Below are 23,961 nucleotides of genomic sequence, written 5' to 3' on the forward strand. Positions count from 1 at the left end.
GACGTCGAGCCGTGCAATAAGCTAAAAGGTGGACCAAAACTTATGAATAAATGCGGTTTATTGGGACTGACAGCCCTGTTGTTTATTTTCCAGACTTTCACAGGGCTCGCACAGGCAGAACAGGGATGGCCGCGCACGGTGCAGGGGGCAAAGGGTTCAATTACCTTAAACAAAGCTCCGCAGCGTATTGTTTCAACCAGCGTCACCTTAACTGGATCATTGCTGGCAATTGATGCACCGGTGGTGGCCTCCGGTGCGACCGCTCCGAACAGCCGTCTGGCCGACGATCAGGGTTTTTTCCGTCAATGGGGTGAGGTGGCAAAACAGCGCCATGTAAAACGTCTCTATATTGGCGAGCCGAGTGCCGAAGCGGTGGCCGCAGAAGCACCAGACCTGATTCTGGTGAGCGCCACAGGTAATGATTCTGCGATTAAACTCGCCAGCCAGCTTTCCGCCATCGCACCGACGCTGGTGGTGAATTACGACGACAAGAGCTGGCAGGATGTGGTGACGCTGCTAGGCCAGGCAACCGGTCACGAAGCGCAGGCTGCACAGCGGGTGAAGGCTTTTGACGATCGTGAAGCAGCGTTGAAAAAAGCCATCACCTTACCGCCGCAGCCCGTGTCTGCCTTGGTGTGGAACGGCGATGGGCGTGCCGTCAACGTGTGGACCACGGAGTCAGCGCAGGGCAAACTGCTGGAGCAACTTGGCTTTACCCTCGCCGTTCCACCCGCCAGCGTGCAGCAAGGCCACAGCATGGGCCAGCGTAAAGACATCATTCAGCTGTCGGGTGAGAATGTGGGAAGCGGTTTGACGGGCAAAACCTTCCTGCTGTTTGCGGCTGATGACAAAACCACGCAGTCGGTGATCGGCAATCCGTTTCTCGCGCAAAACGCGGCGGTTAAGGATAAGCAGGTATTCCCGCTTGGCGTCGATTCGTTCCGTCTGGATTACTACAGCGCCAGCAATCTGCTGGCGCGTCTGGAGAAACTGTTCGTTAAATCATGATGCCTGCTCCGCCAGCTCAGGGGCTGGCGGCGCATAACGACGTAAACGGCCCATTACACACCACATCACAACCCCCAACAGCGCTGCCGCAAAACCAAACGCGGCGGCAGCCTGTGGCGGCAATAACCACGATCCCATGGCCCCAATCATCGCCGCACCGATCGCATCTCCGGTGACATTTTGCGCGGTCCACAAGCCGTTAATGCGGCCCAGCAGATGGTCTGGCGTCAGCAGTTGAATCATCGCGTACTGCACCAGACTGTTGATGGCACTGAAATAACCAAACGCCACCAGACACAGCAGCGCCAGCGGCAGATTGGGCATCAGACTGAATAATCCCAGCGCGATAAATCCGGCCACCGCACTGCCCAGCACCAGCTGTCCCGGTCGGGCTGCATGTTTCAGTTTACCGCTGGTGAACGCGCCGATGGCGGCACCCAGAGGCACGGCTGCGTAGAGCATGCCAAGCTGGTTAGCACTCACTGACCAATGTGGTGCGAGAGCGGGGTAGAGCACGCGAATTGCGCTGGCCAGAGTGACCAGAGCACCTATCAGCGCCACCATGCCGACAATCGGGCTGGCAAACAGGAACTGCACCCCGGCGGCCAGCGACTTCAGCGGATGTTCACGCGGCTGAGGTGGCGGCGGGAGTTGCGGTAATTTCAGCAGCGTCAGTACGGTAATCAGTGTGCCAAACGCGGTTAAGCCGTAGTTCCACATTACACCGCCGTGCGCAATGACCAGTCCGGCAATGGCTGGCGAGAGGATGGAGCCAAAACGCACCGTCAGCATGGTGGTGGCGCCGGCCTGCATAATGTTTTCGCGCCCCACCAGCGCCGGTGTGGCCGCCAGCAGCGCCGTGACGCCAATCGCGCCAAAGAAGCCATCCCAGAATCCCAGCAGATACACCGCAATCAGTGAAGGCTGCGGCAGCGCAGCGTTAATCGCCAGCGCGATAAAGCCCAAGCCGCAGGTGGATCGGGCAAGCAAAATCAGTTTCTTACGCTCGTAGCGATCGGCTAACACCCCGCCGGTTAGCAGACCAATAAACATACCGGATGCGGCGAGGGTGACGGCCAATCCCACCAAAAGCGGGGAGTGCGTCATCTGCTGAATCTGCACCGGCACCGCCACGGCGAGCATGCCTAATGCGACAATCGAGATGAATCGGGCAATAAATACTGCGCGAAATGCCGCATGGGTTTTCAGCAGGGAGAGATCGATAAAGTGGGAAGATTTGTTCATTTGTTCGCCTTTTTGCACCAATTTTCCTCATCGTCCGCGAGGCGAGTCATGGTAACATAGGCAAACGCGAGTAATAACGATAACCATTATCAAATTGCGTTGCGCATGCGACGACGTTGAACAGTGAAGGTTTAGAACGATGCGCCAGATCCGTGCATTAGCAGGCTCAGGGATTCTGCTCTTGCTCCTCATCGCGCTCAGCTTGATGCTGGGGGCAAAATCGATACCCATTTCCGATGTTTATCATTCTCTTACCTCAGGCTGTGACAACGCTGAGTGCGTGATTGTGCGTGATGCACGCTTGCCTCGTACGCTGGCCGGATTGCTGGCGGGTGTCGCCCTTGGATTAGCAGGCGCACTAATGCAAAGCCTGACGCGCAATCCACTGGCCGATCCGGGCATTCTCGGCGTTAACGCAGGTGCCGGGTTTGCGGTGGTGATCGGCATTGCGCTGTTTGGCGCGGATTCTCCCCTCGATTGGCTCGGCTTCGCGTTTGCCGGTGCACTGCTGGCGTCATTGCTGGTGGCGATGACGGGGGCGATTGGCGGCGGGCGAGTCAATCCGGTACGCCTGACGTTAGCCGGCGTAGCGCTGGGCGCGGTGCTGGATGGACTGACGTCTGGTCTGTCACTGCTCAATCCCGATATTTATGATCATCTGCGTTTCTGGCACAGCGGCTCGCTGGATATCCGCAATTTCACTGTATTGCGCACCCTGTTCCCGGCCGTGCTAATCGGCAGCGGAGTGGCACTCTATTTGTCGCAGGCGTTGAACAGTTTAAGCATGGGCGGCGATATGGCGACCGCGCTGGGCACGCGGGTGGCGCGCACGCAACTGCTTGGTTTAGTGGCGATTGCGTTGTTGTGTGGTGCGGCGACAGCGGCAGTGGGGCCGATTGCTTTTATCGGACTGATGACGCCGCATTTTGCACGCTGGATGGTCGGCAACGATCACCGCTGGATGCTGCCCGCCACGGCGATCATTACCCCGATTCTGTTGCTGGCAGCGGATATTCTGGGACGACTGCTGGTGGCGGGCGAACTGCGCGTCTCCATCGTCACGGCGATGTTGGGTGCACCGGTGTTGATTGTGTTGGTGCGCCGTAAACTCGGGCGAGGTGCGTTATGACGCGTCGGGTTAGATTACATACCACGTGGTTGTTGCTCGGATGCGCACTGCTGGCGTATCTGGCGATGACGCGAGGCGCATTGCCGATTGGTGCTAAGCAATTCTGGCAAGTGCTGGCGGGACACGGTGCCAGCAACGTCAAGCTGATCGTTTTAGAGTGGCGACTGCCGCGTGTGCTAATGGCGCTGCTGATTGGCGCGGCACTGGGCGTCAGCGGCGCGATTTTCCAGTCACTGCTGCGCAACCCGCTCGGCAGCCCGGATATTCTCGGTTTCAATACCGGTGCCTATAGCGGCGTGCTGGTGGCGCTGGTGCTGTTCAATCAGGGCATCGCCGCCATGACCGGTGCAGCGTTGGTTGGCGGTATCGGCACGGCGGTATTGGTGTATCTGTTTGCCTGGCGCAACGGGGTAGAAACCTTCCGCCTGATTATTGTCGGTATCAGTGTGCGCGCCTTGCTGATGGCACTGAATGCCTGGCTGATTATCAGTGCTTCGCTAGAGTCCGCGCTCAGTGCCGGATTGTGGAGTGCCGGTTCACTTAACGGCATCACCTGGGCGAAAACGCCGCCGGTGATTGGCGTGTTGCTGCTGTCGCTGCTGCTGATGGCGTTGCTAACACGACGGATGCGTTTGCTGGAGATGGGCGATGATACCGCCAGTGCGCTCGGCGTGCTGGTGGAGCGCAGTCGGCTGCTGCTGATGCTGATTGGCGTAGTGTTGACGGCGGCGTCCACTGCGCTGGTGGGGCCGATCTCCTTTATTGCGCTGCTGGCACCACAAATCGCGCGTCGACTCGGCGGCGGCGAGAAAGGCGCGCTGCTGCTGGCGGCGCTGTGTGGCGCACTGTTGCTCATTGCGGCTGATTTTGCTGCGCAGCATTTGTTCTTGCCTTATCAATTACCGGTTGGCGTGATTACCGTCAGCCTCGGTGGACTTTATCTGATTGCGTTACTGGTGCGGGAGGCGCGACGCCAATGATCGATATCCCTTCACGGCTGTATGGCGAAGGCCTGACGCTCGGCTACGACAAGAAAGTGGTGGCAGAAAACCTGTCGGTGGCGATCCCGGAAGGTGAGCTGACAGTGATTATCGGCCCCAACGCCTGCGGTAAATCCACTTTGCTGCGCACCCTGAGCCGCCTTAATACTCCGCTGAAAGGCGAGGTGTATCTGGATGGTGAGGCGATAGCGCGTTATCCGACCAAAGAGGTGGCGCGTCGACTTGGGCTGCTGCCGCAGAGTTCCAACGCACCGGCTGGCATCAGCGTTACCGAACTGGTGGCACGTGGGCGTTACCCGCATCAAGCGCTGTTTGGCCGCTGGCGCAGTGAAGATGAAGAGGCGGTGCAAAGCGCGATGCGGGCAACCGGCGTGGCGGATTTGGCGCAGCAGCCAGTGGATACCTTGTCCGGCGGGCAGCGTCAGCGCGTATGGATTGCCATGGTGCTGGCGCAGCAAACCCCGCTGCTGTTGCTGGATGAGCCAACTACCTGGCTGGATATCACCCATCAGATTGAACTGCTGGAACTGATGCAGGAGTTGAATCAGCAGCATGGCCGCACGCTGGTGGTGGTGTTGCACGATCTTAATCACGCCTGCCGTTATGCCACCCATTTGATCGCCATGCGTCACGGCAAGATTTTGGCCGAAGGCAAGCCCGCAGAGATCGTAACACCCGCGTTGATTGAACAGGTGTACGGTTTACGCTGCGTGATTGTGGAAGATCCGGTGGCGCACACGCCAATGATCGTGCCGCTGGGAAGAGGAAAGTAAGCGGTCTGGCTGCATAAAGCATGTTATCGCGGGAATCTAAATGCTGTGACCGGCACACCACAGTGGAGCATCGTGTCGGGAGGTCTTAACGCAGCGCCCTGCACAGGGCAGGCAGGTTGATCGCAGTGAGGCTTCATCCCAGCCCCTGTACAAGGCAGATCAGTTATCGCCGGGAGGCCCCTCGACCTCCCGGAAATCGGCTGACGTTAGCCTAATATCCGTTGCAACAGCGGGCCAATCTGCTCAAACATCTGCGGGGAAATAATCTCCACGTGTGCACAATCCATCGGCCAAACCTCTAACTCACCGACATAAGGTGCCCAGGCGCGACGCGCATCCTGACCAGGCTGCTGCGTCTGCTCGGCGAGGAACAGTGTGGCGCGACCGTTGAAACGCGCACTGCGCGCGGTGGCCAACAGACGCACCGAACTGGCGTAGTTGGCTTCGATGGTATCGAACATCGCGCGCATCTCTTCGCCCGCCTGATGGCGCTGGGCAGCGATAAACTGCTCGCGCTCGCGATTCACCTCTTCCAGCACCGCCGGATCCAGCACATTCTCGCCACGCTTTTCATCCCAGTTCTGCGTTTCCGGCGGCCAGGTATCGAGCAGGCCGAGGAAGGCTACCTCTTCACCTGACGCTTCCAGTCGTGCCGCAATACCTTGCGCCAGCGTGCCGCCCAGCGAATAACCGAGGAAGAAGTACGGTCCGTGCGGCTGCACGTTCCGTAAGGTTTGCAGATGCGCATCACACACCTCGTCGAGATGCGCGCTTTGGTTCAGCGGGCTCTGGGGATTCGGCGACTGAATCCCCACCAGCGACCAGCGCTGATCGAGATAGCGCTGCAGAATACTGAACTGCCAGGCAAAACCCGACGCCGGATGGAAGCAGAACAGTGTCGGACCGTTGCCCTGACGCAGCGGCAGAACGGCTTCAAAACCTGCCTGCTGATGCGATTGTGTATCGCTCAGCAACCGGGCGAGTTTTTCCACCGTTGAAGCCACCATAATCTGCCCTACCGAAACCGGCTGTTGCAGTTCGCGGCGCAGCTGGGCAGCTAAGCGCATCGCCAGCAACGAGTGGCCACCGAGGGCGAAGAAATCATCCTGGGCGCTGATGGTGTCACGCGCCAGCAACTGGCAGAAAGCCTGCGCCAATTGGGTTTCCAGACCGGGATGCGAGTCCCGGCCCACGCTGTCAGCTGCATTTTTTGGCAGCGGTAAGGCTTTGCGATCCAATTTACCATTGCTGCTCAGCGGGAAGGCATCCAGTTGCACAATCGCCACCGGCACCATATGTGCAGGCAGCCGTTGCGCCAGTGCATCACGCAGCGCGTCGCCATCGACAACGTGCTCTGCGACGACGTAACCCACCAGCTGACGCGCGTCACCGCCTTGTGCAGCGGCACCGCCGAGTACCACCGCGTGCGTGACTGCCTGCTCAATACCGGGCAGTGTGCTCATCACATGATCGATTTCGTTGAGTTCGATACGCTGGCCTCGGATCTTCAACTGATCGTCGCTGCGTCCGAGGTATTCCACCGCGCCGTTATCCAGCCAGCGCGCCACGTCCCCGGTCAGATACATGCGCTCGCCAGCGGCAAAAGGATCGGCGATAAAGCGGCTGGCGGTCAGATCCGGGCGGCCAAGATAGCCGTGTGCCAGCTGTACGCCGGTTAAGTAAAGATCGCCCGCCACACCCGGCGGCACCGGCTGCATACGCGCATCAAGAATGCGAAGTCCGGTATTCCACACCGGGAAACCAATCGGCACGCTGGCTCCTTCAACGGCTGCCAACGCTTCGCCAAACGCCGGATACCAGCTGACATCTACCGCCGCTTCGGTCGGGCCGTAAAGATTGTGCAGCGGCACCTGCGTCAGTTTTTCCCATTCACGCGACAGATCGGTCGGCAGCGCTTCACCGCTACAGAAGACGTTACGTAAGCTGCCACAGCAGGCAATCGCTGGCGCACTGTCCAGCGCCGCGACAAAGGCGGCCAGCATCGAAGGGACAAAGTGCGTGGTAGTCACTTTGTAACGCGCAAACAACTGCTGAAGGGCTTCCGGATCGCGGTGCGCTTCCGGCGGTGCCATCACCAGTTGCGCGCCTACCAGCAGCGGCCAGAAGAATTCCCATACGGATACATCGAAACTGCTTGGGGTTTTCTGCAATACCACATCGTCGGCTTGCAGCGGATAGCGATCCTGCATCCACAACAGGCGGTTGACGATCGCTTCATGACCGACCAATACGCCTTTCGGACGCCCGGTAGATCCTGAGGTGTAGATGATGTAAGCGCCATCCTGTGGTGTCGGCGCGCTGGCAGGTGGTGGCGCGTCTGGCGCGGTATAGAGCGCATCAAAGTGCAGCTGCTTAACAGAATAGATAGCGCTAAAGCGGGCGCTCAATCCCACTGAGGTGATCAGCGTTTTGGGGGCGGCATCTTCCAGCATTAGCTGCAAACGTTCGTCGGGGTAGCCGGTATCGAGCGGCAGATAGGCCGCGCCGAGCGACACAATCGCCTGCAGTGCCAGTGAGAGCTGCACTGAACGCGGCAATGCCACTGCGACGATATCGCCGCGCTGGACGCCCGCTGCACTAAGATCCGCTGCCAGAGCATACAACTGCTGCTGCATCTCACGGTAGCTTAACTGGTGCGTCGCATCAGCCAGCGCCGGGGCATCAGGCGTACGCGCGGCCTGTTGCGCCAACAGTGAGGCCAGCGTTTCTGCAGGAACAGGGTGCGCGGTCTGATTGATACCGGCAATTTGTACGTGCTCTTCTGTGGTTAGCAGATCCAGTTCACCCAACGCACGCTGTGGTTGCTCCGCCAGCTGATCCAGCAGCAAAGCAAAACGGCTGGCGTGGCGAATCAGCGTCGATTCGCTATAGCGCTCCGCATTCGCCAGCAACTCCAGCGTTAGTTCACCCTGTTCGCTAATGTAGATAGCGATTTCCAGATCGCGCACCGGGCCTGATGCCAGCTGATGGGTTATGCCTTCAACGCCAGCAAAATCGAGTTGATAGTCAAACATCTTCAGGTTGATCACCGGACCGTACAGCGGGTCACCATCGCCCAAACGTCCAAGATCGCGCTGCACCTGTTCCGCGTCATAACGCTGGTGGCGGCGCATTCTCTTCACTTCACCTGCCAGCTGGGCAGCCAGCGCACTCAGCGGCTGGGTGGGATCGTAATGCACGGCCATCGGCAGCACGTTGATCACCGGACCGGTGGCACACAGCGCGGCGGATCCGATGCGGCGCATAAAGATGAATCCAGCGGCGAAATCATTTTGTCCGCTGAGTCGCGCCAGCCACAGCGCCACCAGCGCAAAGGCCAGGTCAGCAGCGCTGGATTGTGGATGCTGATTCACCAGGGTTTGGAAGGTGCTGCGATCGAGCGTCACGCTGTGGCGCAGCAGATCGGTGGTCGCGCTTTGTCCAGCCAGCGGCAGCGGTGATAGCGAAGCCGGTGAGGGCAGCGCTGCGCCTTTCTCGCGCCAGAAATCACCATCGCGCGTGAATGAAGAGGATTCCTGATAACGCTGGTACTCTTCGACGACTTCGCTAAACGGGATGAACGGGGTTGGCTCGGCCTCTTGCTGCTGCACGGCGGCAGTGTAAAGGTTAGCAATACGGCGAGTGATGGCGGTAAAGCTGAAACCATCCACCACTAAGTGGTGATAACGCTGATACCAGAACCAGTGCTGATCGCCAATGCGATACAGCGTGTGATGCCATAAAGGTGCACCGCTCAGTACGCGTAGATCACCGTTCATGTCTTCACGCATTAACGCGCGGGCTTTGGTGGCCGCATCGGGTTCAGCGCGCAAATCAACGATTTTTGGCGCACTGAACGTCTGCGGTTGCAGCCACTGCAGTGCTTCGCCCTCGACTTCGGCAAACGCCATATTCAGCGTATCGGCTTCCTGCATGCCAGCCACGATGGCCTGCGCGAGCAGGTCTGTGTCGATGGCGCCGGACAATTCGACAAAGTGCGCTACTGCATATGCATTGTGGTGCTGGGTCAGCTGGTCGGCAATCCAGATGCCGGGCTGGGCTGCCACTAAGGGCAAGGTGTGTTGGTCGGTCATGGTTTTGTTCATCAGAGATTCAGACATCTGTGCTCCGGTTTGCGTCCTGCGTGATGAAGTTAAGTCGGATTGCGCCACAGGGCTTGCAGACCGTCGAGCAGACCACCGCGCCAGCATAGCGCGTCATGGCCGCCCTCCACCGGCAGGTAATTTACCTGATAGCCGGCAGCGGTAAGTTTTTGTTCTAATTGTTGATTGGCTTGCAGAATCAGGCCTTCACGTTTACCTGCCTCCAGCCAGAAACGCAGCGGCTGTTTCGGTGCCAGGCCGCTATCCAGCGCCTGCAACAGCCAGCCGTATGGGTTGCCACGTTCGGGCCACCAGAATGATCCGGAGAGGCTCAGTGCATTGCCAAACGTCTCCGGGAAATGCAGCGCGGCAAACACCGATGCCAGCCCGCCGAAACTTTGTCCGGCCACCAGCGTGCTGTCTGCATGCTGGCGATAGGGTGCCCATTGCGCCACCTGCGGCAGTAACTCCTGCTGCACGGCTTGCCAGAACTGCGGATTACAGGGCAGTTCACGACTACGGTGTTCACGATCGATGATGTCAATAAACAGATAAACGGCAGGGGGAAGTTTCCCTGCGTCAGTAAGTTGCTGCAATGGCCCGGCAATCGGCATTTGATTCGCCCAGAACTGGCCATCCAGCAGAATGGCCAATGGACGTTGCGCGTTATCGGATTCGCCAGTGGCATAAATCCACACTTTGCGACTGTTACTTAGTAACGCGCTATCCCACTGATATTGTTGCAAAGGAACAGCCGATGCGCTGCCATCATCCACGGCTTGCCAGATTTGCTGGTCAGGGGCCTGCGGGAGATGCAGCGGCGAAACGCCCATGCCACGCCCACCGGCCCAGCCGCGCAGTGTATTCAGGGGATCGGCCTTCGCCGTGGGGAATTTGTCACGCCACCAGTTTCGCAAGGCATACATGTCCGCTTCACCGCTAAAGTCGGTTGCCTGCTCATCGGGCATCAGGCAGTAGCTGCCGCGCCAGTTTGATGGCAGCGCTGTTTGCCAGTACCACACATCGGTACCCGTTACGCGCACCAATGACTGAGGTGGACGTTTCTGGTGGTGATCGGTCACGCCAGTGATGTTGATCCATACACGCTGAGTCGCTGACGTTTTTTCGCTGCCTTGGGGATCGCGCCAGAAGAAGGTCAACAGGCAGGTGCCATCCTGCTGAGGGTCAATTCGCGGAATACCCTGAGTTTGTTGCTCCTGCCACCAGGCTTCGCTACCGGTTACATCATTTCGCCAGGTCATAGGGGCTGCCAGTCACTGTGTAGGGAAAGATTTACATAAGATTAATAATTAATACTATTGATAACTATTTGCATTTGCAATAGGGTGTTTCCGCTCAAAAGAGCACGCTCGTTCCGCCTGACTCTTTCCTTCCTGGAAGGTTACGCAACGGATGGCACTGCCAGGTCTGGAACTGGGCGCGATAAGGACAGGGATATTCTCACCGGCTCGCCAGTTAAGAATCCAACGGCATTTTACTGGCCATCCAGGAATGAAAAACAATGACGCGTTACTCACGATTATCATTAGCTATTTTGATTGAACTGGGGCTGAGCGCCTCACTGCTCTCCGGCAGCGCCTGGGCAGCAGACACTTCCAGCAAGACGACCAGCAGCCAATCCACTACCGACGCCGAATCGATGAACGGCGGCACGTTGATGGTGACCGCCCAGCAGCAAAACCTGCAGGCACCCGGCGTTTCCACCATCACTGCAGATGAAATTAAAAAGCATCCGCCTGCACGTGATGTCTCTGAAATTATTCGCACCATGCCGGGCGTTAACCTGACCGGTAACTCCACCAGTGGCCAGCGCGGTAACAATCGCCAGATCGATATTCGCGGCATGGGCCCGGAAAACACCCTGATTATGGTGGATGGTATGCCAATCACCAGCCGCAACTCCGTACGTCTGGGCTGGCGTGGTGAGCGTGATACGCGCGGTGATACCAACTGGGTGCCGCCAGAAATGATCGAACGCATTGATGTGATTCGTGGCCCGGCCGCGGTGCGTTACGGTAACGGCGCAGCAGGCGGTGTGGTTAACATTATCACCAGGAAATATACCGATCAGCAGTGGCACGGTTCGTGGAATACCTACTTCAATGCGCCGGAACACAAATCGGAAGGCGCGACCAAACGCACTAACTTCAGCCTCGAAGGGCCGCTGGGTGATGACTTCAACTTCCGCTTGTACGGTGGCTTAGCGAAAACCCAGGCCGATGCTTATGACATCAACGAAGGCCATGCGGCAGCGCGTACCGGTACGTATGCGGGCAGTTATCCTTCGGGTCGTGAAGGCTCGGTCAATAAAGATATCAATGCGTTACTGAGCTGGGCATTTGCTCCGATGCAAACCCTGGAGTTGCAAGCGGGTTACAGCCGTCAAGGCAACCTTTACGCAGGCGATACGCAGAACACCAACACCAGTGCGCTGGTGAAAAGCCTCTATGGCGATGAAACTAACCGCCTGTATCGCCAGAATATCTCGTTGAAATGGACCGGTGCCTGGGATAACGGTGTCAGCACCAATACCTATGCGCGCTATGAGAAAACCCGTAATACTCGTATCAATGAAGGTCTGGCGGGCGGTACAGAAGGTATCTTCTCTAACGATGGTTTCAACACCATTCAGTTAGACGATATTTTGCTGCACAGCGAAGTTAGCATTCCGTTTGAGTGGCTGATTAATCAGACGGCAACGCTGGGCGCCGAATGGAACCAGCAGAGCATGAAGGATCCCTCTTCAACCACTCAGGCTGCTAACTATGGCTCTGTACCTGGCGTGTCGAATACCGGTCGTAGCCCGTATTCGCAGGCGGAAATCTTCTCGCTGTTCGCTGAAGACAACATGGAACTGACCGACAGCACCATGCTGACGCCGAGTCTGCGTTTCGATCATCACTCGATTGTGGGTAACAACTGGAGCCCGTCTCTGAACCTGTCGCAAGGTTTGGGTGATGACTTCACACTGAAGATGGGGGCGGGCCTGGCTTATAAAGCGCCAAGCCTGTACCAGACTAACCCGAACTACCTGCTGTACAGCAACGGTCAGGGCTGTGCTGCCAGCACCGGTGCCTGTTATCTGCAAGGTAACCCAGACCTGAAAGCCGAAAACAGTTTTAACAAAGAGATTGGACTGGAGTGGAAACACGAAGGCTATCAGGCGGGTCTGACCTGGTTCCGTAACGATTACCGCAACAAGATTGAAGCGGGTTACGCAGCCGTCGGTAAAGCCTCAAACGGCACCACGGATATCTACAAGTGGGAAAACGTACCGAAAGCGGTGGTGGAAGGGCTGGAAGGTACGGTGAATGTGCCGTTCTCGGATAGCGTCAGCTGGAACAACAACTTCACCTACATGCTGCAGAGTAAGAACAAGGAAACCGGCGATCGTCTGTCGATCATCCCGGAATACACTCTGAACTCGACGCTGAGCTGGCAGGCAACGCAGGATCTGTCGCTGAAAACCACCCTGACCTGGTACGGCACGCAAACACCGAAAAAGTATGACTACAAAGGTCAACCGGTGACGGGAAGCGCGGCCGAAAAAGTGAGTCCTTACTCTATCATTGGCCTGAGCGGGACTTATGATGTGAATAAGTACGCCAGCGTCACCCTGGGTATCGACAACCTGTTTGATAAGCGTCACTTCCGCGAAGGTAATGCGCAAACCACCGGTAACGCCACAACAGGCGCCTACCTGTACGGTGCGGGTGCCAATACTTATAACGAATCAGGCCGTACTTACTACATGAGCCTCAACACTCACTTCTAAAGCAGTTGATGCGGTAAATAGCAGCGGGCAATCAGCCCGCTGCTATCTTTACGGTTGACCAGCTCCAGCCTGCCACGGTGCATCTGTACAATGCGCAGCACAATGTTCAGACCTAATCCGCTGCCACCGTAGCGCTGATCGCGACGGCGGAAGGCTTGCGTCAGTTCTTCTGCCGCATCGGCCTCAATGCCCGGCCCCTGATCCCACACCTCGATAATCACCTGCTGCTTGTCCTGCTGCATTTTCACCTGCACTTCACTGCCTTCCGGGCTGTAGCGTGAGGCGTTTTCCAGCAGATTACGCAGCATCAGGCGCAGCAACACGGCTTCACCCTGTTGCGGAATATCTTTGCCGTGCGGCCAGTGCATTGTTTGCTGTCGCTGTGCATAAAGTTCGGCCATTTCCGGCTGCAGCGGCTGCATGATGTCTTTTTGCCACAGCAACTGCTGATAGTGACCGCCTGCCAGCGCCTGGCCGGCTCGCGACAGCATCAGTAGTTGCTCCACGGTGTGCATCAACTGGTCGATACGTTCAATCAGCATCTCACTCTGCGGCACGTTCTGCTGGTGCAGCAGTTCAAGGTGCAGACGTAAACCGGCCAAAGGGGTACGCAATTCATGCGCGGCATCGGCGGTGAAGAGGCGTTCCTGTTGTAGCGTGTGGTCGAGCCGCGAAAATAGCTGATTAATGGAGGTGGTCACGGCAACGATTTCATCCATTTCTGAATAAACCGGCAGCGGGGTGAGATTATCGGCGGAGCGATGGGCGAGGCTATCCTGCAGGGATCGTAATGGACGAATGATCCAGTTAATCGCCCAGAATGACAGCAGCAGCGTCAGAGCGATCATCACCAGTGAAGGCAACAGCAGGGAAGCGATGGCTTCACGGATCTCATTCTCGACGCGGTCGTTACGCGCCTGAGCAGACAGCGTTTCGTTGACCAGGAAACTGATCTGTTCGCGACTCTCATGCCATAACCAGATGGCGCTCATCACCTGGCAGGTGAGGAGAATCAGCGCCAGCATAATCAGTAACCGCTGACGCATGCTATTCATTCGCGCACTTCCAGGCGGTAGCCCACGCCACGCACGGTTTTGATACGATCTTTTCCGAGCTTACGGCGCAGATTGTGGATATGAACTTCTAAGGTGTTAGATCCGGGATCGTCATTCCAGCTATAGAGATCCTGCTGCAGCGTTTCGCGATGGACGTTCTGACCGACGCGCATTAACAAGCGCGTCAGCAGTGCGAACTCTTTTGGGGTAATTTCCAGTGGACGCTCTTCCAGCAAAACCTGCTGCGAACTGAGATTGAGGGTGAGATCACCTTGTTGCAGCAAATTATCGCTGTGGCCCTGAAAACGACGAATCAGTGCACGCACGCGTGCCTGCAGTTCTACCAGCGCGAAGGGTTTGACCAGATAATCGTCGGCACCGGCATCCAGGCCATCCACGCGATCCTCCAGTGCATCACGCGCCGTCAGGATCAACACCGGTACGTTGATGCCATCGCGCCGCCACTGACGCAGCAGCGTGGCACCATCGCGATCCGGTAAACCCAGATCCAGAACGATCAGGCTGTACTGCCCACTGCGTAAGAAAGCATTACTCTCTGCAGCAGTACTCGCGCAGTCAACAGCATATCCTTGTGCGCTAAGGGCCTGAGCCAGGCCCGATTGCAACAGCGCGTCATCTTCAACGATCAGCAATTTCATTAGTTGTTTTTGTTGATATCCGAGTAGAGGCGGCTTTCAAAGCGTACCAGAGGAATGCGCCGCGTTTTCTGATCTTCAGGCGGCACCGCATAACCAGAAAGATACTGCACAAAGGCGACACGTGCACCGCTGGAAGTGGTAATAAATCCAGCCAGATTATAAACGCCCTGCAGCGAACCGGTTTTTGCCGAGACTTTGCCATCCAGTCCGGCTTCATGCAGGCCACCACGATATTGCAACGTGCCGTCATAACCCGCCAACGGCAGCATCGAAATATAGTTCAGCGTTGAGTCGTTTTTCGCGATGTATTGCAGTACCTGCATCATGGTATCTGGCGCAATCAAATCGTGACGCGACAAGCCTGAACCATCGACCTGAATGCTGTTGCCGAGATCGACGCCCGCTTTTTCACGCAGTATGCGGCGTACCGCATCGGAACCGGCGCGGAACGTGCCGGGTACGTTGAAATAGTGATGGCCGATGGTGCGGAACACCGTATCCGCAATCATGTTGTCCGATTTCTTCAGCATGGTGTGCAGCAGATTGTGCAGCGGCGCGGATTGCGTCGACGCGAGCACGGTTCCCGGTGAGGTAACCTGCGTCTGACGCACTAAATGGCCGCTGTAATCGATATCCGCGGCACGTAGTTCGGCCTTGAGGATTTCGCCCGCCCAGGCGGCACCATCTTGCACCGCAAACGCCAGCGGCAAGGGTTCGGCGCGTTGGCGCATGCAGCCGGTCAGCGTGTAGCGGTTCAGTTCGCCTGGCACCACATCCAGTTCGCAATATTGCCCATCACCACTGTTGCGGCCAATGGTACGCACCTGACTGAACATATGTGCCGGATAATAGGACGCAATGCGCACAAAGGCGTTTTCGCCCGGCGTGGTGGCGCTATAGAGCGAGACTGAGAAGCAGTTTTTGTCGACAATGGCCGCCCCAGGTGGGGCGCTGAAGCACTGCGTCAGGTCATTCCACGGCCAGCCGGGTGCCATATCGTGGCTGGCGAACACGGACGTGTCGATCACCAGATTGCCTTTGATATGCGTAATGCCCTGCTTTTTCAGGGCCGCCACCATGTTGCGCAGATCCTGACGGCTCAGTGTCGGATCGCCACCAAAGCGCGCCACTAAGTCGCCATTGAGCGTGCCATCGCTGACTGCACCCTTGGTTTCCATCGTGGTTTGAAAACGGAAGTCCGGACCGAGTTCCAGCAGGGCCGCCAGCGCGGTAATCACCTTCATGGTACTGGCCGGCAATGCCATCTGTTTGCCGTGATAGTCGATTATCGGGGTTGATGCGCCCACTTTTTGTACCATCAGCGCCAGGTTTGCGCCGTCTGGCAAATACTGCATGTATTCTTCAACGGGGGCTGCTTGTGCCTGCAGCATAAACGCACAGGTTAATCCGGTAACAAGTCGTGAAAATCGCATAATCTCGCGGTAACTGACGGGTGAAGGCGTCAATACTACTTCCCGAGGCGGTGCAAAGTAAACGATGACCCACAGGGAACTCTGGGGTAAAATACGTATCAAAATGCAAAACCGAACCTGACCCGGAAAGCTTTCCGGGTCAGGCTTCTTTTGCTTGTGAAAAGAGGTAACGCGCCGCAGAAGCTGTTTTCTGCTGTCACCGGTCAGGATGACGCCGTTAACCAGGATAGATGACGAGGAGCCAAAATGAATCAGATTCCGATGACGTTGAAAGGCGCTGAGAGCCTGCGTGAAGAGCTGAACGAACTGAAAACCGTGAAGCGTCCGCGCATCATCGCCTCTATTGCCGAAGCCCGTGAGCATGGCGATCTAAAAGAAAATGCCGAATACCACGCTGCCCGTGAAGAACAGGGTTTTTGCGAAGGACGTATTCAGGAGATTGAAGCCAAACTCTCCAACGCTCAGGTGATTGATATCACGACGATGCCGAAAACCGGCCGCGTGATTTTTGGTGCTACCGTGACCATTTTGAATGTGGATACGGACGAAGAATTCACTTACCGCATCGTGGGTGATGATGAAGCTGACTTCAAACAAAACCTGATTTCAGTGAACTCGCCGATGGCGCGTGGTTTGATTGGAAAAGAAGCAGACGACGTTGCGATTGTGAAGACACCGGGCGGCGATGTGGAATATGAAGTGTTAAAGGTGGAATACCTTTAAGATATTGCTACGCTTTGAAATGTGTAGCCGCATATTGTAAAGAAAGGAAAAAGGCCGCATAGCGGCCTTTTATCCCATGCAGGAGCATGGCACTTTCTCTGCCCGTCATGGCAGCCTTTACGGCTTAATTAACGTGGCAGAGTAATTTTGCGCTCTTTTGCAGGGCGATACAGCACCAGCGTGTTGCCGATGACCTGTACGTTACAAGCTTTTGTTTCACGTACGATAGCGTCAACGATCAGCTGCTTGGTTTCACGATCTTCAGAGGCAATTTTCACCTTGATCAATTCGTGATGCTCGAGCGCCAGTTCGATTTCGGCGAGCACGCCTTCGGTCAAGCCATTACCGCCCAGCATAACAACGGGCTTCAGTGGATGGGCAAGGCCTTTCAGGTGCTGTTTTTGTTTGGTACTCAGATTCATCGTATTTTTTACTTACTCAGGGATTGAAAACGGTTCATTCTACCGCCATCTCGGGTATATCGCCAAATCAACGCGACTCATTGCGTACTGATTTATCGCTACGATGAAGATTTAATTGGAAAAATTATGACGGGTAAAAAGCGTTCGGCCAGTTCCAGTCGCTGGCTACAGGAACACTTTAGCGATAAATATGTGTTGCAGGCACAGAAAAAGGGGTTGCGTTCGCGCGCCTGGTTTAAACTGGACGAAATTCAGCAGGGTGACAAGCTTTTCAAACCCGGCATGACAGTGGTAGATCTGGGTGCTGCGCCCGGCGGTTGGTCGCAATATGCGGTACAACAGATTGGATCTAACGGTCGTATTATTGCCTGTGACTTGCTTCCCATGGACCCGATCGTCGGTGTCGATTTTTTACAGGGCGACTTTCGTGAAGAGGCAGTGCTGAACGCATTGCTGGAGCGAGTAGGTGATCAAAAGGTGCAAGTTGTTATGTCTGACATGGCGCCGAACATGAGTGGTACACCTGCGGTTGATATTCCACGATCGATGTATTTGGTAGAGTTGGCGCTGGAAATGTGTCGGGATATCCTGGCGCCTGGCGGCAGTTTTGTAGTGAAAGTGTTTCAGGGAGATGGCTTCGAGGAATACCTGCGGGAAATTCGCTCCCTATTTACGAAAGTGAAAATTCGTAAGCCAGACGCTTCTCGTTTACGTTCGCGTGAAGTGTACATTGTGGCGACAGGGCGCAAACTATAGCTCTCGGTACCGGAATCAAAGCAAGGCGAACTGCGTTTACTCTGATGTGTAATTCTGAGTTTCAGTGAAAAGCAGTAAAATCATCAGCGCCGCGATTCCAGGTCTGAAGGATATATAGTACCCTACGCTGTCTGTTAACACCGTTGTAATATGAGGTTAATCCCTTGAGTGACATGGCGAAAAACCTGATTCTCTGGTTAGTCATCGCGGTCGTGCTGATGTCTGTCTTCCAGAGCTTTGGGCCCAGCGAGTCGAATGGCCGTAGGGTTGATTATTCAACCTTCCTGTCGGAAGTGAACCAGGATCAGGTCCGCGAGGCACGTATTAACGGGCGTGAGATTAACGTTGTCAAAAAAGACAGTAATAAATATACGACTTACATTCCTGTCAACGATCCAAAGTTGCTTGATAACCTCTTGACCAAAAACGTCAAAGTGATTGGTGAACCACCAGAAGAGCCAAGCCTGCTGGCTTCCATCTTCATCTCCTGGTTCCCAATGCTGCTGTTGATTGGCGTTTGGATCTTCTTTATGCGGCAGATGCAGGGCGGCGGTGGCAAAGGCGCGATGTCCTTTGGCAAGAGTAAAGCCCGCATGCTGACCGAAGACCAGATCAAGACCACGTTTGCTGATGTCGCAGGTTGCGATGAAGCGAAAGAAGAAGTGGGTGAACTGGTTGAATATCTGCGCGAGCCAAGCCGCTTCCAGAAACTGGGTGGTAAGATCCCGAAAGGCGTCCTGATGGTCGGCCCTCCGGGTACCGGTAAAACCTTGCTGGCTAAAGCGATTGCTGGCGAAGCAAAAGTACCGTTTTTCACTATCTCCGGTTCTGACTTTGTTGAAATGTTCGTGGGTGTCGGTGCATCTCGTGTGCGCGACATGTTCGAGCAGGCGAAGAAAGCCGCGCCGTGCATCATCTTTATCGATGAAATCGATGCTGTAGGCCGTCAACGTGGCGCCGGTTTAGGCGGTGGTCATGATGAACGTGAGCAGACGCTGAACCAGATGCTGGTTGAGATGGATGGCTTCGAAGGTAATGAAGGCATCATCGTTATCGCCGCAACTAACCGTCCAGACGTACTTGACCCCGCGCTGCTGCGCCCAGGTCGTTTTGACCGCCAGGTTGTGGTCGGTCTGCCAGATGTCCGCGGTCGTGAACAGATTCTGAAAGTGCATATGCGTCGTGTGCCGCTGGCCACTGACATCGATGCAGCGATCATCGCACGTGGTACGCCGGGCTTCTCGGGTGCTGACCTCGCTAACCTTGTCAACGAAGCGGCACTGTTTGCTGCACGTGGCAACAAGCGTGTGGTCTCAATGGTTGAGTTCGAGAAAGCGAAAGACAAAATCATGATGGGTGCAGAACGTCGCTCCATGGTGATGACGGAAGCGCAGAAAGAATCCACCGCTTACCACGAAGCGGGCCATGCGATTATTGGTCGTCTGGTACCGGAACACGATCCGGTGCATAAAGTGACAATTATCCCGCGTGGACGTGCGCTGGGTGTGACCTTCTTCTTGCCAGAAGGTGACGCGATTAGCGCCAGCCGCCAGAAACTTGAAAGCCAGATCTCAACGCTGTATGGCGGTCGTCTGGCGGAAGAGATCATCTACGGCGCAGAACACGTTTCTACCGGTGCATCTAACGACATTAAAGTCGCCACTAACCTGGCGCGAAACATGGTGACGCAGTGGGGCTTCAACGAGAAGTTAGGTCCGTTGCTGTATGCTGAAGAAGAAGGCGAAGTGTTCCTCGGCCGCTCTGTGGCTAAGGCGAAACACATGTCAGATGAAACAGCACGCATCATCGACCAGGAAGTTAAACACCTGATCGACAGCAACTACCAGCGTGCTCGTGTTCTGCTGGGTGAGAACATGGACATCCTTCACGCGATGAAAGACGCGCTGATGAAGTATGAAACCATTGATGCGCCACAGATTGATGACTTAATGGCTCGTCGTGAAGTTCGCCCACCAGCAGGTTGGGATGATTCAGGCAGCAGCAGTTCATCGGACAACAATGGGACGCCAAAGGCGCCACGTCCGGTTGATGAACCGCGTACGCCAAATCCTGGCAACACCATGTCAGAACAGCTCGACAAGTAAGAGGCCACAAACCTCAGCAAAAACCCCGGCCGGTCCGGGGTTTTTTACATTCAGTGATACCGTGATTCCCAAGGAGATTCCCGCCATGAAGTTGTTCGCCCGTGATTCCCATCTCGATCTGTCGTTTCCCCATGTGATGGGTATTTTGAATGTCACGCCGGACTCCTTCTCTGATGGCGGAACACACAACACATTGGTGGATGCGCTGACCCATACCAATGAGATGGTGAATGCGGGCGCAACCATCATCGATGTCGGCGGGGAATCTACGCGGCCAGGAGCCGATGAAGTCAGCGTAGATGAAGAGTTAGCACGCGTGATTCCGGTGGTTGAAGCTATCGCCCAGCGTTTTGAAGTGTGGATTTCTGTTGATACTTCAAAGCCAGAGGTGATCCGTGAATCGGCGCGAGTGGGTGCTCACATCATTAATGATATTCGTTCACTGTCAGAACCGGGTGCATTGGCAGCGGCAGCGGAGACCGGTCTGCCGGTATGCCTGATGCACATGCAGGGCGAACCGCGCACTATGCAGCAAGCACCTGAATATCAGAATATCGTGGGTGAAGTGGACGCTTACTTCCAGGCACAGATTGCACGTTGCGAAGCGGCAGGCATTAAAAAAGAGAATCTGTTGCTCGACCCTGGCTTCGGTTTCGGTAAGAATCTCAACCACAATTATCAACTGCTGGCTGAACTCAGCCATTTCCACCATTTTGGCTTACCACTATTGGTCGGAATGTCGCGCAAATCGATGATTGGCCAGCTGTTAAATGTCGGTCCGACGCAGCGTCTGACCGGCAGCCTGAGCTGTGCGGTGATTGCCGCTATGCAGGGCGCACAAATTATTCGCGTGCATGATGTGAAAGAGACTGTCGAAGCGATGCGTATTGTTGAAGCGACACGGAGAGCAAAAGGATAAAGCATGAGTAATCGTAAATATTTCGGTACAGATGGTATTCGTGGCAAGGTCGGTGAAGCACCGATTACCCCTGATTTTGTCCTAAAGCTGGGTTTTGCTGCGGGTAAGGTTCTGGCGCGCTCTGGATCACGTAAGGTATTAATTGGTAAAGATACGCGTATATCTGGCTACATGCTGGAATCGGCACTGGAAGCGGGCCTGGCTGCTGCTGGTTTGTCGGCGGCCTTTACCGGGCCTATGCCAACCCCCGCGATTGCCTATCTGACGCGTACCTTTCGTGCAGAGGCCGGTATCGTGATCTCTGCATCGCATAACCCCTTCGACGATAACGGCATCAAATTCTTCTCTGCGGAAGGCACTAAATTGCCGGATGAAGTGGAAGAGGCCATTGAGCTTGAGTTAGAGAAGCCACTGACCTGCGTTGAGTCCGCTGAGTTGGGGCGCGCCAGCCGTATCGTTGATGCTGCTGGTCGCTATATCGAGTTCTGTAAAGGCACATTCCCGAGCGAGTTAAGTCTCAACGGTCTGAAAATCGTAGTGGATTGCGCCAACGGTGCGACCTATCACATTGCCCCTAATGTGCTGCGTGAATTGGGTGCCAAAGTGATTGCGATTGGCGTGCAGCCCGATGGCATGAACATCAACAAAGAGTGCGGTGCAACCGATCTTCGCATGCTGCAGCAGCGCGTGCTGGATGAGAAGGCAGATTTGGGCCTTGCTTACGATGGCGATGGTGACCGCATCATGATGGTGGATCATCTGGGCATGAAGGTCGATGGTGACCAGATTCTCTACATCATTGCACGTGAAGCCTTACGTCAGGGGCAACTGCGCGGCGGGGTGGTGGGTACGTTGATGAGTAATATGGGGCTGGAACTGGCGTTGAAACAGCTGGGTATTCCTTTCACACGTGCCAAAGTGGGTGACCGCTACGTGCTGGAAAAAATGCAGGAGAAGGGCTGGCGCATGGGGGCTGAAAACTCCGGGCATGTCATTCTGTTGGATAAAATCAGCACTGGCGACGGTATCGTGGCAAGTTTGCAAGTACTTACTGCTATCGTGCGTAATCACATGAGTCTGCATGATTTGTGCAGTGGCATGAAAATGCTGCCGCAGATTCTGGTGAATGTGCGCTTCAGCGGCAGTCATGATCCCCTTGAATCCGAGAGCGTTAAGGCTGTCAGCGCTGAAGTGGAGAAAACGCTAGCAGGGCGCGGTCGTGTGCTGTTGCGTAAATCGGGCACTGAGCCGCTAATTCGCGTGATGGTCGAGGGTGAAGATGAAGCGTTAGTCACCGAGCTGGCGCATAAAATTGCTGATGCAGTGAAAGCGGTCTAAGCGTGTTAACAGGCGGCGAGATTTCGACTTTCCGCCTGTTAAATCACCATCCTGGCGCTTTTTTCCGCAATCAATAAGGTTCGTGAAAATTGCGCTTGCAGAGGTATGTCCCATTGGTTAGTATTCACACCCGCTTCTGATGGGTGATGACGATACTCCCCGTCAATATTGGTGAAGCTTTAACTGTGCGGATAACGCGCAAGGAAACAGGTTGATTATGTACGAAGCTCTGTTAGTTGTTTTCCTTATTGTTGCGATTGGCCTCGTGGGTCTGATCATGCTTCAGCAAGGCAAAGGCGCTGATATGGGAGCCTCATTCGGTGCAGGCGCCTCTGGTACACTGTTCGGTTCAAACGGGTCTGGTAATTTCATGACACGTATGACTGCAGTACTGGCGACCCTGTTCTTCATCATCAGCTTGATTCTGGGCAATCTGAACACGAATAAGTCTTCTAAAGGAAGCGAGTGGGAAAACCTCACTGCGCCAGCTCAGTCTGAACAGCAGACTCAGCCAGCTAAACCGGCAACCCCGGGCAATGATATCCCGCAGTAACATCGTCAATGCTTTAGCGGCAACATAACGTCGCAGTCAGTGCAGTACCGAGGTGGTGAAATTGGTAGACACGCTACCTTGAGGTGGTAGTGCTCGAAAGGGCTTACGGGTTCAAGTCCCGTCCTCGGTACCAAATCTCAGTAAAACTTGCTTTTTTAGCAAGGTCGGCGTATTATTCGCCACGTTTTCGGACGCGGGGTGGAGCAGCCTGGTAGCTCGTCGGGCTCATAACCCGAAGGTCGTCGGTTCAAATCCGGCCCCCGCAACCACTTTCCCTTAGAGTTCTTTTTCAAATATACTGTATGCATCGACGGACGCATCCTCAGTGTTTTTTTGAAAAAAATTCTTTTGGATTGTGTGCCGATGCCGCTCTGCGGCGTACAGGGTCCAGTGATAAAAAGCCCCGAATTTTCGGGGTTTTTTGTTATCAGGAATCGCAATACTGGGCTATAGGCCCTTTTTTTATGTCTTGGGGGTGGGCTTGTCCACATTAGAGCAAAAATTGACTGATTTGATCACCGCTCCAGTAGAAGCGCTTGGCTACGAATTGGTCGGTATCGAATTCGTTCGCGGTCGCACATCGACTTTGCGCATCTATATTGATAGTGAGAATGGTATCAATGTTGATGATTGTGCCGATGTTAGCCACCAGGTCAGCGCGGTAATGGATGTGGAAGATCCCATTACGGTGGCTTACAACCTTGAAGTCTCCTCGCCAGGTCTCGAGCGTCCTCTTTTCACTGCTGAACACTATGCACGTTTCGCCGGTGATGAGGTGAGCCTGACACTGCGTATGGCCGTACAGAACCGCCGTAAATGGCAGGGGATCATCAAATCCGTGGAAGGTGAGATGATCACGGTAACCGTTGAGGGTAACGATGAGGTGTTCGCGCTGAGTAATATTCAGAAAGCGAACCTGGTCCCCCACTTTTAAAAGTCCGGA

19 protein-coding genes and 2 tRNA genes are annotated in these 23,961 nt (G+C 55.4%); 14 read left to right on the forward strand and 7 right to left on the reverse strand.

The window, feature by feature from the left end:
* Positions 1-42: 42 nt before the first annotated feature.
* Complete coding sequence (gene fepB / locus JK231_RS20040; protein WP_097118198.1) at positions 43-1,008, forward strand: Fe2+-enterobactin ABC transporter substrate-binding protein; 966 nt, start codon at positions 43-45, stop codon at positions 1,006-1,008.
* On the opposite strand, the gene entS is transcribed toward fepB, so the two are convergent.
* A complete protein-coding gene (gene entS, locus JK231_RS20045; RefSeq protein ID WP_211729319.1) occupies positions 1,003-2,253 on the reverse strand; it encodes an enterobactin transporter EntS in 1,251 nt (416 codons plus the stop codon). The two genes, fepB and entS, sit on opposite strands and share 6 nt — an antisense overlap.
* 139 nt (positions 2,254-2,392) lie before the next feature.
* Between entS and fepD the strand changes: the two genes are divergently transcribed.
* From fepD to JK231_RS20060, 3 genes are read left to right on the forward strand one after another with little or no spacing between them, the layout of a single operon-like run.
* On the forward strand, positions 2,393-3,382 hold the full coding sequence (gene fepD, locus JK231_RS20050; protein ID WP_211729320.1) for a Fe(3+)-siderophore ABC transporter permease: 990 nt from the start codon (positions 2,393-2,395) through the stop codon (positions 3,380-3,382).
* Positions 3,379-4,362 carry an iron-enterobactin ABC transporter permease gene (fepG, locus tag JK231_RS20055; protein ID WP_211729321.1) on the forward strand — a complete coding sequence of 328 codons (984 nt, stop codon included), beginning with the start codon at positions 3,379-3,381 and terminating at the stop codon, positions 4,360-4,362. Before fepD ends, fepG begins: the two co-directional genes overlap by 4 nt.
* The gene (locus JK231_RS20060; RefSeq protein WP_058959455.1) at positions 4,359-5,156 is read left to right on the forward strand and encodes an ATP-binding cassette domain-containing protein; all 798 of its coding nucleotides are present in this window, start codon (positions 4,359-4,361) and stop codon (positions 5,154-5,156) included. Before fepG ends, JK231_RS20060 begins: the two co-directional genes overlap by 4 nt.
* Before the next feature lie 206 nt (positions 5,157-5,362).
* Here the strand turns inward: JK231_RS20060 and JK231_RS20065 are convergent, their stop codons facing one another.
* A complete protein-coding gene (locus JK231_RS20065) occupies positions 5,363-9,277 on the reverse strand; it encodes an enterobactin synthase subunit F (protein ID WP_211729322.1) in 3,915 nt (1,304 codons plus the stop codon).
* 32 nt (positions 9,278-9,309) lie between these two features.
* Complete coding sequence (fes, locus tag JK231_RS20070; RefSeq protein WP_211729323.1) at positions 9,310-10,521, reverse strand: enterochelin esterase; 1,212 nt, start codon at positions 10,519-10,521, stop codon at positions 9,310-9,312.
* A 260-nt stretch (positions 10,522-10,781) separates the two neighbouring features.
* Here fes and JK231_RS20075 point away from each other — a divergent pair, with 260 nt between their 5' ends.
* On the forward strand, positions 10,782-13,055 hold the full coding sequence (locus JK231_RS20075) for a TonB-dependent siderophore receptor (RefSeq protein ID WP_211729324.1): 2,274 nt from the start codon (positions 10,782-10,784) through the stop codon (positions 13,053-13,055).
* Here JK231_RS20075 and pmrB read toward each other — a convergent pair.
* The 3 genes from pmrB to dacB are packed head-to-tail and all read right to left on the reverse strand — an operon-like array spanning position 13,052 to position 16,202.
* Positions 13,052-14,110, reverse strand: a complete 1,059-nt coding sequence (gene pmrB / locus JK231_RS20080) for a two-component system sensor histidine kinase PmrB (RefSeq protein WP_211729325.1) — start codon at positions 14,108-14,110, stop codon at positions 13,052-13,054. The genes JK231_RS20075 and pmrB overlap by 4 nt on opposite strands.
* A complete protein-coding gene (gene pmrA / locus JK231_RS20085) occupies positions 14,107-14,769 on the reverse strand; it encodes a two-component system response regulator PmrA (RefSeq protein WP_034826547.1) in 663 nt (220 codons plus the stop codon). Before pmrA ends, pmrB begins: the two co-directional genes overlap by 4 nt.
* The gene (gene dacB, locus JK231_RS20090) at positions 14,769-16,202 is read right to left on the reverse strand and encodes a serine-type D-Ala-D-Ala carboxypeptidase (RefSeq protein ID WP_058959462.1); all 1,434 of its coding nucleotides are present in this window, start codon (positions 16,200-16,202) and stop codon (positions 14,769-14,771) included. The genes pmrA and dacB overlap by 1 nt, the downstream gene beginning before the upstream one ends.
* Positions 16,203-16,448: 246 nt before the next feature.
* Between dacB and greA the strand changes: the two genes are divergently transcribed.
* Positions 16,449-16,925, forward strand: a complete 477-nt coding sequence (gene greA, locus JK231_RS20095) for a transcription elongation factor GreA (protein WP_034826545.1) — start codon at positions 16,449-16,451, stop codon at positions 16,923-16,925.
* A gap of 128 nt (positions 16,926-17,053) precedes the next feature.
* Here greA and yhbY read toward each other — a convergent pair whose 3' ends face one another.
* Positions 17,054-17,347 (reverse strand): ribosome assembly RNA-binding protein YhbY, encoded by a 294-nt coding sequence (yhbY, locus tag JK231_RS20100; protein ID WP_034826542.1) that lies wholly within the window; start codon positions 17,345-17,347, stop codon positions 17,054-17,056.
* 126 nt (positions 17,348-17,473) lie between these two features.
* Between yhbY and rlmE the strand changes: the two genes are divergently transcribed.
* The 8 genes from rlmE to rimP all read left to right on the forward strand — a co-directional run bounded on the left by rlmE (position 17,474) and on the right by rimP (position 23,952).
* Positions 17,474-18,103, forward strand: coding sequence for a 23S rRNA (uridine(2552)-2'-O)-methyltransferase RlmE (rlmE, locus tag JK231_RS20105; RefSeq protein ID WP_034826540.1), 630 nt, complete (start codon positions 17,474-17,476; stop codon positions 18,101-18,103).
* Between the two features lie 173 nt (positions 18,104-18,276).
* On the forward strand, positions 18,277-20,208 hold the full coding sequence (ftsH, locus tag JK231_RS20110) for an ATP-dependent zinc metalloprotease FtsH (RefSeq protein ID WP_034826538.1): 1,932 nt from the start codon (positions 18,277-18,279) through the stop codon (positions 20,206-20,208).
* Positions 20,209-20,293: 85 nt separating this feature from the next.
* On the forward strand, positions 20,294-21,127 hold the full coding sequence (gene folP / locus JK231_RS20115) for a dihydropteroate synthase (RefSeq protein WP_097118206.1): 834 nt from the start codon (positions 20,294-20,296) through the stop codon (positions 21,125-21,127).
* Between the two features lie 3 nt (positions 21,128-21,130).
* Positions 21,131-22,465 carry a phosphoglucosamine mutase gene (gene glmM / locus JK231_RS20120; RefSeq protein WP_200576368.1) on the forward strand — a complete coding sequence of 445 codons (1,335 nt, stop codon included), beginning with the start codon at positions 21,131-21,133 and terminating at the stop codon, positions 22,463-22,465.
* Positions 22,466-22,682: 217 nt separating this feature from the next.
* On the forward strand, positions 22,683-23,018 hold the full coding sequence (secG, locus tag JK231_RS20125) for a preprotein translocase subunit SecG (RefSeq protein ID WP_034826531.1): 336 nt from the start codon (positions 22,683-22,685) through the stop codon (positions 23,016-23,018).
* 46 nt (positions 23,019-23,064) lie between these two features.
* Positions 23,065-23,151: transfer RNA gene (locus JK231_RS20130), tRNA-Leu, on the forward strand.
* A 59-nt stretch (positions 23,152-23,210) separates the two neighbouring features.
* Positions 23,211-23,287, forward strand: a tRNA-Met gene (locus tag JK231_RS20135).
* A 212-nt stretch (positions 23,288-23,499) separates the two neighbouring features.
* Positions 23,500-23,952, forward strand: coding sequence for a ribosome maturation factor RimP (rimP, locus tag JK231_RS20140; protein WP_034826528.1), 453 nt, complete (start codon positions 23,500-23,502; stop codon positions 23,950-23,952).
* The last annotated feature ends 9 nt before the right edge of the window (positions 23,953-23,961 follow it).

This window comes from Pantoea sp. JGM49 (assembly GCF_018257655.1).
Classification (GTDB): Bacteria; Pseudomonadota; Gammaproteobacteria; order Enterobacterales; family Enterobacteriaceae; genus Pantoea; species Pantoea communis.

Bases quoted from the DNA above. Each gene is read 5' to 3' on its own strand.
- fepB (WP_097118198.1), top strand. From the start codon at position 43: ATGAATAAATGCGGTTTATTGGGACTGACAGCCCTGTTGTTTATTTTC.
- entS (WP_211729319.1), bottom strand. From the start codon at position 2,253: ATGAACAAATCTTCCCACTTTATCGATCTCTCCCTGCTGAAAACCCAT.
- fepD (WP_211729320.1), top strand. From the start codon at position 2,393: ATGCGCCAGATCCGTGCATTAGCAGGCTCAGGGATTCTGCTCTTGCTC.
- fepG (WP_211729321.1), top strand. From the start codon at position 3,379: ATGACGCGTCGGGTTAGATTACATACCACGTGGTTGTTGCTCGGATGC.
- JK231_RS20060 (WP_058959455.1), top strand. From the start codon at position 4,359: ATGATCGATATCCCTTCACGGCTGTATGGCGAAGGCCTGACGCTCGGC.
- JK231_RS20065 (WP_211729322.1), bottom strand. From the start codon at position 9,277: ATGTCTGAATCTCTGATGAACAAAACCATGACCGACCAACACACCTTG.
- fes (WP_211729323.1), bottom strand. From the start codon at position 10,521: ATGACCTGGCGAAATGATGTAACCGGTAGCGAAGCCTGGTGGCAGGAG.
- JK231_RS20075 (WP_211729324.1), top strand. From the start codon at position 10,782: ATGACGCGTTACTCACGATTATCATTAGCTATTTTGATTGAACTGGGG.
- pmrB (WP_211729325.1), bottom strand. From the start codon at position 14,110: ATGAATAGCATGCGTCAGCGGTTACTGATTATGCTGGCGCTGATTCTC.
- pmrA (WP_034826547.1), bottom strand. From the start codon at position 14,769: ATGAAATTGCTGATCGTTGAAGATGACGCGCTGTTGCAATCGGGCCTG.
- dacB (WP_058959462.1), bottom strand. From the start codon at position 16,202: ATGCGATTTTCACGACTTGTTACCGGATTAACCTGTGCGTTTATGCTG.
- greA (WP_034826545.1), top strand. From the start codon at position 16,449: ATGAATCAGATTCCGATGACGTTGAAAGGCGCTGAGAGCCTGCGTGAA.
- yhbY (WP_034826542.1), bottom strand. From the start codon at position 17,347: ATGAATCTGAGTACCAAACAAAAACAGCACCTGAAAGGCCTTGCCCAT.
- rlmE (WP_034826540.1), top strand. From the start codon at position 17,474: ATGACGGGTAAAAAGCGTTCGGCCAGTTCCAGTCGCTGGCTACAGGAA.
- ftsH (WP_034826538.1), top strand. From the start codon at position 18,277: ATGGCGAAAAACCTGATTCTCTGGTTAGTCATCGCGGTCGTGCTGATG.
- folP (WP_097118206.1), top strand. From the start codon at position 20,294: ATGAAGTTGTTCGCCCGTGATTCCCATCTCGATCTGTCGTTTCCCCAT.
- glmM (WP_200576368.1), top strand. From the start codon at position 21,131: ATGAGTAATCGTAAATATTTCGGTACAGATGGTATTCGTGGCAAGGTC.
- secG (WP_034826531.1), top strand. From the start codon at position 22,683: ATGTACGAAGCTCTGTTAGTTGTTTTCCTTATTGTTGCGATTGGCCTC.